General features: G+C 73.0%; 17 protein-coding genes and 1 pseudogene. 11 read left to right on the forward strand and 7 right to left on the reverse strand.

The features are described 5' to 3' along the window. From ACZ62B_RS38880 to ACZ62B_RS38890, 3 genes and pseudogenes are all read left to right on the forward strand, one after another. Positions 1–111: pseudogene (locus ACZ62B_RS38880) on the forward strand (M23 family metallopeptidase); the annotation flags it as partial. A gap of 246 nt (positions 112–357) precedes the next feature. After that, a complete protein-coding gene (locus ACZ62B_RS38885; RefSeq protein ID WP_468719247.1) occupies positions 358–804 on the forward strand; it encodes a hypothetical protein in 447 nt (148 codons plus the stop codon). Between the two features lie 23 nt (positions 805–827). Further along, positions 828–1,394: a hypothetical protein gene (locus ACZ62B_RS38890; protein ID WP_469693989.1), complete on the forward strand. Its 567-nt coding sequence runs from the start codon at positions 828–830 to the stop codon at positions 1,392–1,394. A gap of 15 nt (positions 1,395–1,409) precedes the next feature. On the opposite strand, the gene ACZ62B_RS38895 is transcribed toward ACZ62B_RS38890, so the two are convergent. Together ACZ62B_RS38895 and ACZ62B_RS38900 are read right to left on the reverse strand one after the other, a co-directional pair. After that, entirely contained in the window at positions 1,410–1,736 is a 327-nt protein-coding gene (locus ACZ62B_RS38895) for a hypothetical protein (RefSeq protein WP_469693991.1), read from the reverse strand. A gap of 15 nt (positions 1,737–1,751) precedes the next feature. Next, positions 1,752–2,678, reverse strand: a complete 927-nt coding sequence (locus ACZ62B_RS38900; RefSeq protein ID WP_344568495.1) for a DUF3027 domain-containing protein — start codon at positions 2,676–2,678, stop codon at positions 1,752–1,754. Positions 2,679–3,022: 344 nt separating this feature from the next. Between ACZ62B_RS38900 and ACZ62B_RS38905 the strand changes: the two genes are divergently transcribed. From ACZ62B_RS38905 to ACZ62B_RS38920, 4 genes are all read left to right on the forward strand, one after another. Continuing rightward, positions 3,023–4,456: an MFS transporter gene (locus ACZ62B_RS38905; protein WP_344568497.1), complete on the forward strand. Its 1,434-nt coding sequence runs from the start codon at positions 3,023–3,025 to the stop codon at positions 4,454–4,456. A 64-nt stretch (positions 4,457–4,520) separates the two neighbouring features. Further along, positions 4,521–5,021 (forward strand): DUF2771 domain-containing protein, encoded by a 501-nt coding sequence (locus ACZ62B_RS38910; RefSeq protein ID WP_344568499.1) that lies wholly within the window; start codon positions 4,521–4,523, stop codon positions 5,019–5,021. An 8-nt stretch (positions 5,022–5,029) separates the two neighbouring features. Beyond that, positions 5,030–5,761, forward strand: a complete 732-nt coding sequence (locus ACZ62B_RS38915; RefSeq protein WP_468719261.1) for a futalosine hydrolase — start codon at positions 5,030–5,032, stop codon at positions 5,759–5,761. Then, positions 5,748–6,605: a 1,4-dihydroxy-6-naphthoate synthase gene (locus tag ACZ62B_RS38920; protein ID WP_468885470.1), complete on the forward strand. Its 858-nt coding sequence runs from the start codon at positions 5,748–5,750 to the stop codon at positions 6,603–6,605. Before ACZ62B_RS38915 ends, ACZ62B_RS38920 begins: the two co-directional genes overlap by 14 nt. Before the next feature lie 7 nt (positions 6,606–6,612). On the opposite strand, the gene ACZ62B_RS38925 is transcribed toward ACZ62B_RS38920, so the two are convergent. Then, entirely contained in the window at positions 6,613–6,996 is a 384-nt protein-coding gene (locus ACZ62B_RS38925; protein ID WP_344568512.1) for a cold-shock protein, read from the reverse strand. Positions 6,997–7,160: 164 nt separating this feature from the next. Here ACZ62B_RS38925 and ACZ62B_RS38930 point away from each other — a divergent pair, with 164 nt between their 5' ends. Continuing rightward, a complete protein-coding gene (locus ACZ62B_RS38930) occupies positions 7,161–7,451 on the forward strand; it encodes a hypothetical protein (RefSeq protein WP_469693994.1) in 291 nt (96 codons plus the stop codon). Positions 7,452–7,462: 11 nt separating this feature from the next. Here the strand turns inward: ACZ62B_RS38930 and ACZ62B_RS38935 are convergent, their stop codons facing one another. Then, positions 7,463–8,089 carry an HAD family hydrolase gene (locus tag ACZ62B_RS38935; protein ID WP_344568515.1) on the reverse strand — a complete coding sequence of 209 codons (627 nt, stop codon included), beginning with the start codon at positions 8,087–8,089 and terminating at the stop codon, positions 7,463–7,465. 408 nt (positions 8,090–8,497) lie between these two features. Next, a complete protein-coding gene (locus ACZ62B_RS38940) occupies positions 8,498–9,556 on the reverse strand; it encodes a hypothetical protein (RefSeq protein WP_469693996.1) in 1,059 nt (352 codons plus the stop codon). 117 nt (positions 9,557–9,673) lie between these two features. On the opposite strand from ACZ62B_RS38940, the gene ACZ62B_RS38945 reads away from it, so the two are divergent. From ACZ62B_RS38945 to ACZ62B_RS38955, 3 genes are all read left to right on the forward strand, one after another. Continuing rightward, entirely contained in the window at positions 9,674–12,373 is a 2,700-nt protein-coding gene (locus tag ACZ62B_RS38945) for a helicase-associated domain-containing protein (protein ID WP_469693998.1), read from the forward strand. A gap of 468 nt (positions 12,374–12,841) precedes the next feature. Then, complete coding sequence (locus ACZ62B_RS38950) at positions 12,842–13,033, forward strand: hypothetical protein (protein ID WP_344568520.1); 192 nt, start codon at positions 12,842–12,844, stop codon at positions 13,031–13,033. A gap of 96 nt (positions 13,034–13,129) precedes the next feature. Beyond that, positions 13,130–14,773 carry a DNA repair helicase XPB gene (locus ACZ62B_RS38955; RefSeq protein WP_344568530.1) on the forward strand — a complete coding sequence of 548 codons (1,644 nt, stop codon included), beginning with the start codon at positions 13,130–13,132 and terminating at the stop codon, positions 14,771–14,773. Positions 14,774–14,777: 4 nt separating this feature from the next. Here ACZ62B_RS38955 and ACZ62B_RS38960 read toward each other — a convergent pair whose 3' ends face one another. Further along, on the reverse strand, positions 14,778–15,161 hold the full coding sequence (locus tag ACZ62B_RS38960) for a hypothetical protein (protein WP_468719252.1): 384 nt from the start codon (positions 15,159–15,161) through the stop codon (positions 14,778–14,780). Positions 15,162–15,323: 162 nt separating this feature from the next. Then, positions 15,324–15,521, reverse strand: a 198-nt coding sequence (locus tag ACZ62B_RS38965; RefSeq protein ID WP_468719253.1) for an ABC transporter permease, incomplete at its 5' end; no start/stop codon positions are given.

Here is a 15,521-nt window from a genome sequence, read left to right on the forward strand (position 1 = left end):
ACCGGCAACTCCAGCGGCCCGCACCTGCACTTCGAGATCCGCACCACCCCGAACTACGGCTCCGCCATCGACCCGGCGAAGTTCCTCCGCTCCAACGGCGTCACGCTCTGACCCAGGGCACGCGACAACACCCGAGCGACCCCGAGGACGGCCCCGCGCCGCTCCTCGGGGTCGCTTCGCGCTTCGGACCGGGTCGGCCTCCGGCCATCCCTCCCTCGGCAACATGAAGTTGACGGGAAATCAGGTCGCGCGACGGGTTGCCCCTCTGGGAGGATCGTTCAACAATCCTACGGAGAAGGTGCGTTGACGAGTGATGGTTCCACGCCTCCGGTAGACGACCGGAGAGAGGGAGATGTCATGGGGGAGCTGCGAGAAGGAGCACGGACAGGTACGTGGATCGTCTGCGGGATCGTCGGTCTGGCGGTCCTCTACGTGGTCGGTGTGTTCGCCTTCGGGGGCGCCGGGTGGATCACCGCGCCGTTCCGGGGCGAGGTCGAGGAGCGGGAGAGGACCGTCGGGTCCGGCGCGTTCCGCCTGACCACCTACGAGGAGTTCTTCGACCTGTGCGAGGCCGTACAGAACGCCGAAGGGACGATCCGCGTGCTCCAGCAGGAGCGGGGGTCGGCATCGGACGCACGCAAGACCCAGATCGACCAGTCGATCACCGCGCTGAGAGCGACGCGGATCGAGTCCGTCAACGACTACAACACCAAGGCCGCCCAGGAGCACCGCGCGCCGTTCCGTGACAAGGACCTGCCGTACCGGCTCGACGCCACCGCCGAGAAGACGACCTGCACCGACTGATCCCGGGAAGGGGACGACCGACCATGCGCAGGATCGCACGCATCGCCCTGACAGCCGTCTCGGTGCTCGCTCTGGGCCTCGGGCTGACCTCCTGCACCGACGACTCCAGCCAGGACAAGGAGAACAAGGCCAAGCAGGACGGCTACGACCGGCTCGTGGCACGGCAGCCCGCGGGCCGCATGGAGTACTCGCCGACCCGTGAGGCGATCAACCAGTGGGTCGAGACCTGGGGCAAGCGGGGCAAGCTCTCGTACGTCTACATCCAGAACGCCAAGGGCGAGTACGGGTACTTCGTCATGAAGGGCCTGCCGGTTCCACGCTGCAAGATGCTCACTCCGACGGAGCGGATGGAAAGCACGTCCAACGGCGTGGCGGTCCTGCCGCAGCCCGGCATGGACGGCACGTACTCGGCGGGCTCCATGTGTCACGCGTACTACGGTTTCGACGCCACGACCGGCGCGTACATGGAGTTCACCGTGGGGACGAACCAGTCGTTCTTCCTCTTCGACAAGCCCATGACGATGCCCGAGTACGCCAGCGCCAGCCAGATGGGCCCGACCTCGATCGAGGACATCGAAGAACAGCGCTGAGCCCCGCCCCGTCCGTCACGGCGCGACGGGATCCGTCGCGCCGTGACGGGCCGCCGCACCCGTCGCGTGGTCGGCGAGCCGGAGCCGGAGACGGCACTCGTCCTCGGCCTCCACCAGCACCCGCCTGCCCCGGTGAGCGGTGAGACGGTCCGCGACGTCGACCGGGCGACGGCGGTCCTGCGGCGCGTACGCCGGGAAGCGTGCCCGGCCCCGGTCCGCGATCCCGTTGCCGAGTCCGCTGAACAGGATCGCCCGGAAGCGCTGCTCCTCCTCGTCGGTCAGGGGCGTGACCTGAGGGTCCTCGGCGGGCAGCGGGCGGACGTCGTACGGGTCTCGTACCACTGTGCGACTCCTGCGCTACGAGTGTCCCAGCTCCGCCGACGACGTGTCCTCCGTCGCCGGGACCGAGCCGGAGTCGGGGGCCGGGCGGAGGGGGAACGGGTCGACGCGGGTCTCGTCGATGACCGGCGGGGCGGGCTGCGGGGGCTTCGGCATGACCGCGGCCTCGGAGTGGCCGCCGCAGCCGTAGGCCAGGGAGACGACGTGGCCGTCGGCCGGGGAGAACTCGTTGGCGCACACGCCGAACGCCTGGCCCAGCGAGCCGCCGATCGGGGTGAGGAAGCCGCACGACACGCAGGAGGCGGGGGCCGCCTGCGCCATCGGGGTCTTCGCTCCGAACGACTCCTCCCAGCGGTCGGCGGCGCTGTGCAGGCCGTAGCGGGACAGGACCCGGGCGCGGCGCATGCCGAGTTCCTCGGCGACCGCCGCGATCGAGCCGCGGGACGGGGTGACGGGCAGGTTGGCCGGGGCGCCGGCCGTGACCTCGGCGTCCTCCGCCTCCACCAGGTCGGCCATCTCGTGGGAGACCGCGGAGCTCGGCGGCGGCTCCTCCTCGCCGGAGAAACCGGGCTCCAGGCGCAGGTCCTCGGCCTCGGTGGGGAGGAGGTCGCCGGGGCCCATGTCGCCGGGGCGCAGCCGCTCGCTCCACGGCACCCACTCCGGGGCGAGGACCGCGTCGGGGCCGGGCAGCAGCACCGCCTCGTCGACCGTGACGATCTTGGCGCGGGAGGCGCGGGCCACGGTGACGGCCCAGCGCCAGCCGCGGTAGCCGGGCTCGTGGCACCCGAAGAAGTGGGTGACGACGCGGTCGCCCTCGGAGATCAGGCCCTCGTGTTCGCCCACGACCCCGGGCGCGGCGGCCTCCTCGGCTGCGGCGCGGGCGAGGTCGACGGCCTCGGCGCACAGACGGTCGGGGGTGCGGCTTCGCGTTGTCGCTGCGCTCACAGGTATCGCTTCTCTCCTACGCCGTCTCACGAGTGCGCCACTCCCGGACACGGGGGGCGGACGGAGCGGACAGTGGGACCGCGTCGACGTCCGCGCAACAACGTGCTCGGGCGCGCCTCCATCCATTCTGCGGGATGGCTGAGATACGCACGCTACCTTCTCGCGTGCGCTGGGCCTACACCGACGGTTGTTACGGAGTCCCGCGCGCCGGTTTCCGGGGGGCGTCCGGCCACCCCTGACGGCGTGTTTCCGTCGGCCTCCGGCATTCGGCCGTACAGCCGCACCACGGCGGCGTCCACGGCGATACGGCATTACACACGGCCTTCTCGGGGCACTATGGCGTCGTGGCTACCGCGAGGACACCCCAGGGCGCCACCGGGACCGGTGGGCCGAAAGGGGTCAGGGGCAGCGGCCGACGCTCCGGGACGAGCCGGGCGGGCGGCCGTCTTCGCGCGTTCGGGCGCGCCCTGCACTTCCCGGTGACCAGAACCGCGCGGGGGATCCGCCGGGCGACCCACGCGCACGGCGCCGGGGAGTCCGGGCTCGGCAAGCTGATCGAGCTGCACGGCGTGAACGGCGCCGGCGATGTCATGATCACGGTCGCGCTGGCGTCCACCGTGTTCTTCTCCGTGCCGACCGACGAGGCGCGCGGACGCGTCGCCCTCTACCTCGCCATCACCATGGCACCGTTCACCCTCCTCGCCCCGGTGATCGGCCCGCTCCTCGACCGCCTCCCGCACGGCCGCCGCGCCGCCATGGCCGGCGCGATGCTCGCCCGCGCGCTGCTCGCGCTGGTCCTGTCCGGCGCGGTGATCACCGGCGGGCTGGAGCTGTACCCGGCGGCGCTGGGCGTACTGGTGGCGTCCAAGGCGTACGGGGTGGTCAGGAGCGCGGTCGTGCCGCGGCTGCTGCCGCCCGCCTTCTCCCTGGTGAAGGCGAACTCGCGGGTCACCCTCGGCGGGCTCCTCGCGACCGGGATCGCCGCGCCGATCGGCGCGGGCCTGCAACAGGTCGGGCCGCGCTGGCCGCTGTACGGGGCGTTCGCGATCTTCGTGACGGGGATGTTCCTGTCCTTCCGGCTGCCGCCGAAGGTGGACTCCGCGAAGGGCGAGGACGTGGCGCTGCTCGCCGCCGACGAGCGGCATCTGCACGGCCCCCACCGGAAGACGGAGAAACGTCCCGGCCTGCGGACGGTCGGCCCGGCCGTCACCCACGCGCTCGGCGCCAACGCCTCCATCCGCTGCCTCACCGGCTTCCTGATCTTCTTCCTCGCCTTCCTGCTGCGCGAGCACCCGATGACGGGGCAGAGCGCCGCCGTGTCCCTCGGCATAGTGGGGGTGGCGGCGGGGACGGGCAACGCGCTCGGTACGGCGGTCGGGGCGTGGCTGCGGTCGCGCGCCCCGGAGATCATCATCGTGACGGTGGTGGCGTGTGTGGTGAGTGCGGCGATCCTGTCCGCGGCGTTCTTCAGCGCGGTCCTGGTGGCGTGTCTCGCCGCGGTCGCCGGGTTCGCGCAGGCGCTGGCCAAGCTGTCGCTGGACGCGCTGATCCAGCGGGACGTGCCCGAGCTGGTGCGGACGTCGGCGTTCGCGCGCTCGGAGACGCTGCTGCAGATGTCGTGGGTGCTGGGCGGCGCGATCGGCATCGCGATGCCGCTGATCGGCGCGCTGGGGCTGGCGGTGGGGGCGACGATCGTCGCCGCGGGCTGGCTGACCACGGTCCGCGGGCTGATCCGTTCGGCCCGGCAGGGGAACGCGGGGCGGGCGCGAGTGGCGTAACGGCGCGGCCACGCCGCACCCCCGCATGGGAAGTGTGGCGGACGCGCCAGATAGCCTTCGCCCCATGACCACGTTGCCCCGCGGCGCAGCCGCTCTGAGTCACCGCGCCGTGCGACGCCGCCGTGCCGTCGCCGCCGTCGGCGCCGTATCCGCCGGACTGCTCGTCCTGGCCGCCTGTGACAAGCCGACGTCGATGGCCACCATCACGGTGGGCAGCGACTCGGTGAGCTCGGAGGCCACCTGCGGTGGCGAGGGCGAGGCCCTGAGCACCGAGACGCTCAACAAGTGCCTGCAGGACAAGGGCATCGACGAGATCGACGTCGACCCCACCAAGGAAGTGCGCTTCGGCGTCGACCCGGAGATCGCCGACAACGGCTGGACCATCCTGATGAACGGTCAGCCGCTGGTCGACCCCAGCAAGAAGACCTACCAGGTCATCCCGGGCAGCGTGTTCTTCAACGCCCAGTACGGCGCCCAGGGCGACTCGACCCTGGTGTCGATCGCGGAGGGCGAGGGGAAGACCACGGGCCTGTGGTCCTTCCGGCTGAAGAAGAAGGAAGACTGATCAGTCTGATCACGTCGTCCTCACGCGTCCTCGTGGCCACCGCGGTCCCCGTCGAGCGGGACGCGGTGGCCCAGGCGTTCCCCGGGGACGTGGAGCAGGTGCGCCTTCCCGGGGTGAGCCTGGTCCGGACGGGTGGCGGGTGCGATCTGGTGGCCACCGGTGTCGGACCCGCCTCGGCCGCCGCCTCCACCGCCGCCGCGCTCACCGCCGCCGCGCTCGACGGCGCCCCCTACGGTCTCGTCGTCTGCGCCGGTATCGGCGGGGGTTTCCAGCCCGAGGCGCCGGTCGGCTCGCTCGTCGTCTCCCGCACGATCGCCGTGGCCGATCTCGGCGCCGAGACCGCGGACGGCTTCCTCCCCGTCACCGAACTGGGCTTCGGGCGCGTCGCGCATCACTCCCCGAGGTCACTCGTGCGGGAGGCCGTCCGGGTGACGGGCGCCCGCCCCGGCACCGTCCTCACCGTCTCCACCGTCACCGGCACCGCCGACCGTGCCGCCGAACTGCGCGCCCGGCACCCGGACGCCCTCGCCGAGGGCATGGAGGGCTTCGGCGTGGCCGAGGCGGCCGTCGCACAGGGGCGGCCCGTGCTGGAGGTACGGGCGGTGTCGAACCCCGTCGGCCCGCGCGACCGCGCCGCCTGGCGCATCGGCGACGCCCTGACGGCCCTCACCGAGGGCTTCGGGAAGCTCGCGCCCGTCCTGGAGAGTTGGATTCAGCATGACCAGCATGACCACCCCTGAGCAGCAGCGGCTGCGGATCGCCTACTCGCCCTGCCCGAACGACACGTTCGTCTTCGACGCCCTCGCCCACGGCCGTGTCCCCGGCGCGCCCGCCGTCGACGTGACGTTCGCCGACATCGACCTCACCAACGGCATGGCCGAGCGCGGTGAGCTGGACGTGCTGAAGGTGTCGTACGCGGTGCTGCCGTACGTCCTCGACGAGTACGCCCTGCTGCCCTGCGGGGGTGCGCTGGGGCGGGGCTGCGGGCCGCTGGTGCTGACCAGGGAGGCCGGGGTGGACCTGACCGGCCGTACGGTCGCCGTGCCGAGCGAGCGGTCGACGGCGTACCTGCTGTTCCGGCTGTGGGCGGCGGATGTCGTGCCGGGCGGGGTCGGGGAGATCGTGGTGATGCCGTTCCACGAGATCATGCCCGCCGTACGGGACGGGAAGGTCGACGCGGGACTCGTCATCCACGAGGCCCGCTTCACGTACCAGGACTACGGGCTGCACCGGCTCGCCGACATGGGCGAGCACTGGGAGCGGACCACCGGGCTGCCGATCCCGCTGGGCGCGATCATCGCGAAGCGGTCGCTGGGCGAGGAGACGCTGACACGGCTCGCCGAGTCCATCCGCACGTCGGTGCGGATGGCCTGGGACGAGCCCGAGGTGTCGCGTCCGTACGTCATGGAGCACGCCCAGGAGATGGACCCGGCCGTCGCCGACCAGCACATCGGGCTGTACGTCAACGACTTCACCGCCGGTCTCGGCGAGGACGGCTACGCGGCCGTACGGGGGCTGCTCACGCGTGCGGCGGCCGAGGGACTGGTACCGCCCCTCGGCCCGGACGCGCTGCGGTTCCCCTGAGCCGGCTCTAGACGTCCAGCTGGTCGGCGACCGCGCGGAGCAGGCCGGCGATCTTCTTGCCGGCCGCGCGGTCGGGGTAGCGGCCCCGCTCCAGCGACTCCGTGGTGGCCTCCAGCAGGGTCGTCAGGTCCTGGACGATGGAGGCCAGCTCGTCGGGCTTCTTGCGCTGGGCCGCCGCGACCGACGGGGCCGGGTCCAGGACGGTCAGGGAGAGGGCCTGGTCGCCGCGCTGTCCGGCGACCACACCGAACTCGACGCGCTGGCCCGGCTTGAGGGCCTCGACTCCGGCGGGGAGGACCGAGGAATGCACGAAGACGTCTCCGCCGTCGTCACGGGAGAGAAAGCCGAAGCCCTTCTCACTGTTGAACCACTTGACCTTGCCGGTGGGCACGTCTGTCCTCGTCCTCGTACTCGTCGGGAAAACTGCTTCGGAAAACGGCTCTTGATAGCACTCGGGCGGGCCCGATGACCCGCCGGTACCAAGGCTAATGGTCTTCAGGCCGGTGACAAGACGTCACCCGGTTGTTCCTTCGCGCTGGGAACTACCCTGGTCCGGTGCGTGACAAAACCCAAGCGAATTCCCCCGCGCCCGGTGACGGTCTGGTCCGTGCCGGTGCCATCGTCTTCTTCGTCGGTGCCGTGGCCACTCTGGTCACCGTGGCCCCGTTGTTCCTCGGGACGACGCCCTTTCCGACGTACATGTTCGGACTGAGCATGTTCATGGCCGTCGGATTCCTGATGGCCGGCGCGGGCGTACTGCGTTCGGCCGCGGCGGGGCGCCGCCGGGCGCGGGCGGGGCAGGTTACCGGACAGGTTTCCGGTCCGGTTTCCGGGTCGGCTTCCTGACCGGTTTCCGGTCAGCGGCCCGAGCAGTGGTCCGAAAACCACCGCGGGAATTCCGGCAGACCGGTGAGGACGACGTCCGCGCCGGCCTCGCGCAGCTCCGTGGCGTCGCAGGGACCGCTGGCGACGGCGACGGACAGCGCGCCGGCGGTCCGCGCGCCGCGCACGTCGCCCACGTGGTCGCCGACGTAGACGGCGGCCTCGTGCTCGCGCAGCGCGAGCGCCTTCTGCTCGGCCCACAGGTCGCCGATCACGGCGTCCGGCTCGATGCCGAGGTGGGCCAGGTGCAGCTTGGCGTTGGGCTCGTACTTGGCGGTGACGACGATCGCCCGACCGCCCGCCTCCCGTACGGCGGCTATCGCCTCACGGGCGCCGGGGAGGGCGGGCGTGGCGGTGATGGCGTACGTCGGGTACATCGCCCGGTAGAGGTCCGCCATCTCCTCGACCCGCTCGGCCGGGAACCAGTTGAGCAACTCGTCCACCAGCGGCGGACCGAGGCGGGTGACCGCGAGGTCGGCGTCGATGTACGTCCCGGTCCGCTCGGACAGCGCGAGGTAGCAGGCGCGGATGCCGGGGCGGGAGTCGATGAGCGTCATGTCGAGATCGAAGCCGACGGTGGGCGGGAGGGTGGTGATGGCCATGCGCACCATTGTCCCAACACCGCGACCTTCGCAGCCGCGGACAGCCGCACCGCGACCTTCGCAGCCGCGGGCAGTCGTGCCGCCGCAGCCGTAGGCAGGCGTGCCGTCCCACCCCATTAGCCGCGGGCAGCCGCACCGCGGCCTTCGCAGCCGCGGGCAGTCGTGCCGCGACCTTCGCAGCTGCGGGCAGTCGTGCCGCTGGGGCGGCACGGGTGGGCGCAGCGGCACCTGGCAAGCGCCGTGAGCGCAGCGGACGCCCGGGTTGGATCACCCCCGCCGCCCCTTCCCGTTCCCGTCCCCGGGGGCGCTGCCCCCGGACCCCCGCTCCTCAAACGCCGGAGGGGCTGAATGGTGCCGGACGGGCTGGGTTGAGCCAGAAGGGCTGAGTGCAGCCGGAGGGGGCTGGGATCAGCCCTTCTGGCGCTGTGAGCGCCAGACCAGGAACAGCGCCGTGGTGAGGGCCGCAGCCCGGACGACCCACGGCCACGTCTCGGAGATCGCGGCGTTCATGTGCCCCTCGGCGATGGGCGTGCCCCAGCGCCCCGCCGTCCTCCCCCAGAGCCACACCACACCGCCCGCGAGCGCGAGGCCGGGAAGGATGACCACCGCCCATTTGATCTCCGCCTGGGTCAGGCGGCGGGAGGCGTAGGCGATGAGCCAGCCCAGGATCAGGGCGCGCCAGTCACCGATCACGGTCCCCGCGACCAGCAGCCCGGCGGCGAGCAGGAGCAGGGGGTTGCTCCAGCGACCCGACGGCAGACGCGGAAGGAGGCGACGGAGACGGCGACGGGAAGCGGCGGGCTCCTCCTCGGCCTCGGGCGCGGCGGCCGACTCGGCCGGCGTTTCCTCCTTCTCCTTCGCCGGGGGCGGCTTGAGGAGTTCGGGGATCTCGACCCCGCCGACGAAACCCGGCACCTCGTCGCCGATGCCGAACGCGCTGTTGTCCACCCGCCACCAGTCGGGCTGGGTGGCGCTGTCGCCGAGTTCGTCCGTACCGGCCCGGTGCGGCGGTGACGGTACGTCGGCAGGGGCGGGAGCGCCGTCCGGCGCACCGGCGGGACGGGGACGGGGGACGATCCGGCGCAGGACACCCTTGGGGCGGTCGGCGCGGGCGCTGTCACGGGCGTCCTCGCGAGCATCGCCGCGGGCCCCCGCACCGCCCTCCCGCTCCCGCTGCACCGGCACAGCGGCAGGCGGCGCAGCGGCGGCGGCGCTCGGAGCGGCAGAGGCAGCGGCAGAGGTGTCCTCGGCCGCGGTGACGACCTCGGTCGGCGTGCCGATGCGGGAGATGATGCGGCGGACCGCCGCGGGCGAATCGACCACGGCCTTCGCCCGACGCCGGTCGATCTCGTCGCGCAGTTCGGCGACCAGCCGCATGCGGGCCGCCGACGGCAGCTGCCGCTGCTGCGCCACGTCGCCGACGCGGCTCAGATACTCGTAGACGACCTGGTCGCTCTCGATACCCACGAAGTCCCCTCCGGGACGGATGCGTCGGGACACCGTCGCCCGACGGTACCGCGAGTGGGGCCGGCCGACCCAACTCCCGGCACGCCACCGGCGTACCCACCCGCTAACGTGAGGCGGATGAGCACCGAGGAGAAGCCCGCGGCGGCCCCCCGTTCCCTCGCTGAGGCCCTCCGGGGGCGGGACGACGTGGCGCTGGCCGCGCTGCTGCGCGGCCGGCCGGACCTCATCACGCCCGTGCCCACCGACCTCACCCAGCTCGCCACCCGCGCCGGCACCCGCGCCTCGGTCGTACGGGCGCTGGAACGGCTGGACCGGTTCACGCTGCAGACGGCGCAGGCGCTGGCCGTGGCGGCGGATCCGGCGTCGTACGACGAACTGCTCGGGCTGATGGCGGGCGACGACCGCGACCCGGCGGTCTCCGCCGCGCTGCCGCACGCGCTCGGCGGCTTGCGCGAGCAGGCGCTGGTGTGGGGCGGTGACGACCGGCTGCGGCTGGTGCGCACCGCCCGTGAGCTGCTGGCGCCGTCGCCGCAGCACCCCTCGCCGACCGGGCTCGGGCCGACCGTGCGGGAGGCCACCGCCGGGATGTCGCCGGGGCGGATCCAGGAGATCGTGGCCACGGCGGGACTGCCCTCCACGCACGACTCGGTGTCCGCCGTGGCCGCTCTGACCGCCCTGTTCGACGACCCGGCGCGGATGTCCGCACTGCTCGACGAGGCGCCGGCCGAGTCCGTGGAGGTGCTGGAGCGGCTGGTCTGGGGGCCGCCGTACGGGCAGGTCACCGCCGATCCCGCGCCCCGACTGCGCTGGCTGCTCGACCGGGGACTGCTGCTGCCGACGGCGCCCGGGACGGTCGTCCTGCCGCGCGAGGTGGCGCTGCGGCTGCGGGCGGGGCGGGCGCACCTGACGGTGGAGCCGTCGCCGCCGCCCGTCGAGGCCGCCGCCACGCACCGTCCGCAGGTGGTGGACGCGACGGCGGCCGGACAGGCGTACACGGCGCTGGCGACGGTCGAGGAGCTGCTGAAGGACTGGCACGAGGGCGGCCCGGCGGTGCTGCGGGCCGGCGGGCTGAGCGTGCGGGACCTGAAGCGGACCGCCGCCGCCCTGGACGTGCCCGAGCCGGTGGCCGCGTTCTGGGTGGAACTCGCCTACGCCGCCGGGCTGCTGGCCTCCGACGGGGAGGCCGACGAGCGGTACGCGGCGACCCCGGCGTACGACGAGTGGCGCGAGCGGCCGGACGCGGAGCGGTGGGCGCGCCTGGTCACGGCGTGGCTGGCGGCGACCCGGACGGCGGGGCTGGTCGGCGGGCGGGACGCGAAGGACCGCACGCTGTCGGCCCTGGGTCCGGGCCTGGACCGCTCGGCGGCCCCGGAGGTACGGCACAGGGTCCTGACCCTGCTGTCCGGTCTCCCGGAGGGAACCGCGCCGGCCCCGGAGTCGGTCCTGGCACGCCTGCGCTGGGAACGCCCGCCGCGCGGAGGCGGGCGGGGTTCCGCCGGTACGCCTTTTCCCGCGGCGGAGGGCGTTCGCGGGGCGGAGGGTTCCTCGGCGGAGGGTGCTCGTGGGACGGGAGCAGGGGGTGCTCGTGGTGTGCACGGCTCCGTCGCCGGAGGTGTTCGCGGGGCGGAGGGGGCCCCGGGGGCGGGGGACGGTGAGGATCTGCGGGCGCGGGTCGCGCGGTGGACGCTCTCCGAGGCGGAGATGCTCGGGGTCACCGGGCGCGGCGCGCTGTCCGCGCACGGGCGCGCGCTGATCGGCGCGCCCGCGGCCAGGCGGGCGGAGGCGGAGCCCGAGGGGCCGGGTGACAAGCTGCCCGTGCACCACCGGCCCGCCCCGGTACCGGTGCCGCTCTCCCCCGCCGAGCAGGCCGCGGCCGCCGCTGCCGCCGCCCGCCTGCTCGCGCCGCTGCTGCCCGAACCGCTGGACCACGTGCTCCTCCAGGCCGATCTGACGGCGGTGGCGCCGGGCCCGCTGGAGCGGCCGCTCGCCGACATGCTGGGGGTCCTCGCGGACGTGGAGTCGAAGGGTGGCGCGACCGTCTACCGGTTCACGCCCGGCTCGGTACGGCGCGCACTCGACGCCGGGCAGACCGCCTCCGACCTGCACGCCTTCCTCGCGGCGCACTCCCGTACGCCGGTGCCGCAGCCGCTGGCGTACCTCATCGACGACGTGGCCCGCAGGCACGGGCACCTGCGGGTGGGCGCCGCCTCGGCGTACGTCCGCTGCGACGACGACGCCGTGCTCAGCGAGATCCTCGCCGACAAGCGGGCCGCGGGGCTGGGCCTGCGCCGGCTGGCCCCGACCGTGCTGGCAGCGCAGGCCGGTCCGGCCGGCCTGCTGGAGGGGCTGCGCGCGATGGGGTTCGCGCCGGCCGCGGAGTCGGCGGAGGGCGATGTGGTGATCGCCCGCGCCGACGCCCACCGCACCCCGCCGCGCACCCCTCCCGCGCCGGTCCCGGACGGACCGCCGGTCCCCGACGACACCCTGCTCGCGGCGGCGATCCGCGCCGTCCGCGCCGGCGACCTCGCCTCCACCACCCCGCGCAAACCGGCCGCCGGGAGCGAGCCGGGCCACGGGGATCCGCCCCGTACGACCGCCGCCGAGACCCTCGCCACCGTGCAGGCCGCCGTCCTCACCGGCGAGGCGCTGTGGATCGGCTACGTCAACGCCGAGGGCGGCGCCAGCCAGCGCGTCATCGCCCCGGTCCGGGTCGAGGGCGGCTTCGTCACGGCGTACGACCACACCGCGGACGAGGTCCGTACGTATCCGCTGCACAGGATCACGGGGGTCGCGGAGCTGGCGGACGACGAGCGCTGAGCCGTTCGGGTGTACGACGGACTTCATGCACGCCGCGCCGGGACGTTCCCCCTGATGAGCGAGGTTGTGGGGCGTCGCGCATCCCGCGGCGGGCCGTTGGGCAGCCACCGGATGTCCTGAACGGGCCCGGAAGCCATCGCGGTCCGTTCGCACGCAACAGAAAGGAAGTCCCATGCGTGCCGTTCGTCGCGTCGCCGCCGTACTGACCTCCACGGCCGTGCTGCTCGGAGCGTTCGCCGCCGAGGCCGCCGCGGTCGGGATCGACCTCGGTGGGGGTGTGACCTTCTGACACGTCCCATGTCCTGACACGTTCCGTGTCCTGACTCGTCTCGTGTTCTGATCCGTTCCGTTTCTCGTTCGCGGCGGGCCGGTCCCTCGTCCCCGGGGCCGGCCCGTTCCCGTCGTCCGAAGCAGTCCGAAGGATTCCGAAGCAGTCCGAAGAAGTTCGAAGAGAATGAAGGGTGTCCCGTGCCTTCCTTGTTCCGTGCGGTGGCCGTCTGTCTCTCCGCTCTCGCGCTCGTCGCGGTGCTCACCCCGGCCGCCGCCGCGCTGCCGCTGCCGATTCCGCTTCCGGCCGCCGGAGGGGATCCGCTCCTCGGCGAGGGGGTGCTCGTCGAGGGGCCGCTGGTGAACAACCTCACGCTGCCCGCGCCGAGGTAGCCCGGTCCGCTCAGGACCGCGAGCGCGCGCGATCGGGCAGACTGGAGGTTTGGCCGCAGTGCCCGTGCCGAGCCCGTCGCAGAAAGGCAGCCGCGCGTGAATGGTCCGCTCATCGTCCAGTCCGACAAAACCCTGCTCCTCGAAGTCGACCACGAGCAGGCCGACGACTGCCGCCGTGTCATCGCGCCGTTCGCCGAGCTGGAGCGGGCGCCCGAGCACATCCACACCTACCGGGTGACCCCGCTCGGCCTGTGGAACGCGCGGGCGGCCGGGCACGACGCCGAGCAGGTCGTGGACGCGCTGGTGCAGTACAGCCGCTACCCGGTGCCGCACGCGCTGCTCGTCGACATCGCCGACACCATGGACCGCTACGGCCGGCTCAGCCTGCACAAGCACCCGGCGCACGGCCTCGTCCTCACCAGCACCGACCGGCCCGTGCTGGAGGAGGTGCTGCGCTCCAAGCGGATCGCGCCGCTCGTCGGTGCCCGCATCGACCCCGACACGGTGGTCGTGCACCCCTCGGAGCGCGGGCAGATCAAGCAGACGCTGCTGAAGCTGGGCTGGCCGGCCGAGGACCTCGCCGGGTACGTGGACGGCGAGGCGCACCCCATCGAGCTGGTCGAGGACGGGTGGGCGCTGCGCCCGTACCAGAAGCAGGCCGTGGAGAACTTCTGGCACGGCGGCTCCGGTGTGGTCGTCCTGCCCTGCGGCGCCGGCAAGACGCTGGTCGGCGCGGGTTCGATGGCGCAGGCGAAGTCGACCACGCTGATCCTGGTCACCAACACCGTCTCGGCCCGGCAGTGGAAGCACGAACTGGTGCGGCGGACCTCGCTGACGGAGGACGAGATCGGCGAGTACAGCGGGACGCGGAAGGAGATCCGCCCCGTCACCATCGCCACCTACCAGGTGCTGACGACGAAGCGGAAGGGCGTCTACCCCCACCTGGAGCTGTTCGACTCCCGTGACTGGGGCCTGATCCTCTACGACGAGGTGCACCTGCTGCCCGCGCCGGTCTTCAAGTTCACCGCCGATCTCCAGGCCCGGCGGCGGCTCGGCCTGACCGCGACCCTGGTGCGCGAGGACGGCCGCGAGTCGGACGTGTTCTCGCTGATCGGCCCGAAGCGGTTCGACGCGCCGTGGAAGGAGATCGAGGCGCAGGGCTACATCGCCCCGGCCGACTGCGTGGAGGTCCGGGTCAACCTCACCGACTCCGAGCGGCTGGCGTACGCGACGGCGGAGCAGGAGGAGAAGTACCGCTTCTGCTCGACGACGGCCACCAAGCAGAAGGTGACGGAGGCGATCGTCCGGCGGTTCGCGGGGCAGCAGATCCTCGTCATCGGGCAGTACATCGACCAGCTCGACGAGCTGGGCGAGCACCTGAACGCACCGGTGATCAAGGGCGAGACGTCGAACGCCCAGCGGGAGAAGCTGTTCGACGCGTTCCGGGAGGGCGAGATCAACGTCCTGGTGGTGTCCAAGGTCGCGAACTTCTCGATCGACCTGCCGGAGGCGACGGTCGCCATCCAGGTGTCGGGCACCTTCGGGTCGCGGCAGGAGGAGGCGCAGCGGCTCGGCCGGGTGCTGCGGCCCAAGGCGGACGGGCACCAGGCCCACTTCTACTCCGTGGTCGCCCGGGACACCATCGACCAGGACTTCGCGGCGCACCGCCAGCGGTTCCTGGCGGAGCAGGGATACGCGTACCGGATCATGGACGCGGACGAGCTCCTCGCCGACGGCTGACCGGTCACCCCTCGGGCAGGTTGAACACCAGCACCAGGACGAACAGCCAGGGCAGCAGCGACAGGCCCGCCAGCCAGACCCGCGGCGCCGACCAGCGGCGGGTCCAGGGCAGCAGCCAGGAGGCCAGCCAGGCGCCGCCCGCGAGGACGCCGCCGAAGAACAGGGTCCCGAAGATCACGTTCAGGGTGGTCGTCAGCGCCTGTGAGCAGTCGTCGGGTCCGCAGCTGTCGGTCGCCATGACGGACAGCCCGCCGAACAGGAACGCCACGGGCGCCAGCAGCGCCCCGAGCACGGTCGCGACGGTGGGCGCCACCCAGGCGCGGGGGTCCCGCTCGGCCCGGTACTGCCAGGCGGACGGGACGGGGACGGCGGCGTTGTGGTGGCTCATACGGCCAGTGAAGCGGCCGGGCGGTGACCGGCGCACCGGCGCGGGTACTCAGCGGGATGCGTCCGCGTACTCACACGCCGAGGGGCGGCGTGCACCGACGCGGTGTCGGAGTACGCCGCCCCTGGAACCGAGGCGCGGGACATGGTTCGTCCCCTCATGGGGCTACTTCGGGTCCTGGTCGAACTTGGCGGCCGACCAGAAGTAGCCGAGCACCGCCAGGCCCAGGCACCAGGCCACGGCCAGCCATCCGTTGTGGCCGATCTCCGTGCCGAGCAGCAGTCCGCGCAGGGTCTCGATGGCGGGTGTGAAGGGCTGGTACTCGGCGATCGGCTGGAACCAGCCCGGCATCCCCTCGACCGG

Source organism: Streptomyces sp. NPDC053426 (genome assembly GCF_055585405.1).

Excerpts from the sequence above, each read along its gene's own strand:
- ACZ62B_RS38885 (WP_468719247.1), top strand. The coding sequence starts at position 358 with ATGGGGGAGCTGCGAGAAGGAGCACGGACAGGTACGTGGATCGTCTGC.
- ACZ62B_RS38890 (WP_469693989.1), top strand. The coding sequence starts at position 828 with ATGCGCAGGATCGCACGCATCGCCCTGACAGCCGTCTCGGTGCTCGCT.
- ACZ62B_RS38910 (WP_344568499.1), top strand. The coding sequence starts at position 4,521 with ATGACCACGTTGCCCCGCGGCGCAGCCGCTCTGAGTCACCGCGCCGTG.
- ACZ62B_RS38920 (WP_468885470.1), top strand. The coding sequence starts at position 5,748 with ATGACCACCCCTGAGCAGCAGCGGCTGCGGATCGCCTACTCGCCCTGC.
- ACZ62B_RS38935 (WP_344568515.1), bottom strand. The coding sequence starts at position 8,089 with ATGGCCATCACCACCCTCCCGCCCACCGTCGGCTTCGATCTCGACATG.
- ACZ62B_RS38945 (WP_469693998.1), top strand. The coding sequence starts at position 9,674 with ATGAGCACCGAGGAGAAGCCCGCGGCGGCCCCCCGTTCCCTCGCTGAG.
- ACZ62B_RS38960 (WP_468719252.1), bottom strand. The coding sequence starts at position 15,161 with ATGAGCCACCACAACGCCGCCGTCCCCGTCCCGTCCGCCTGGCAGTAC.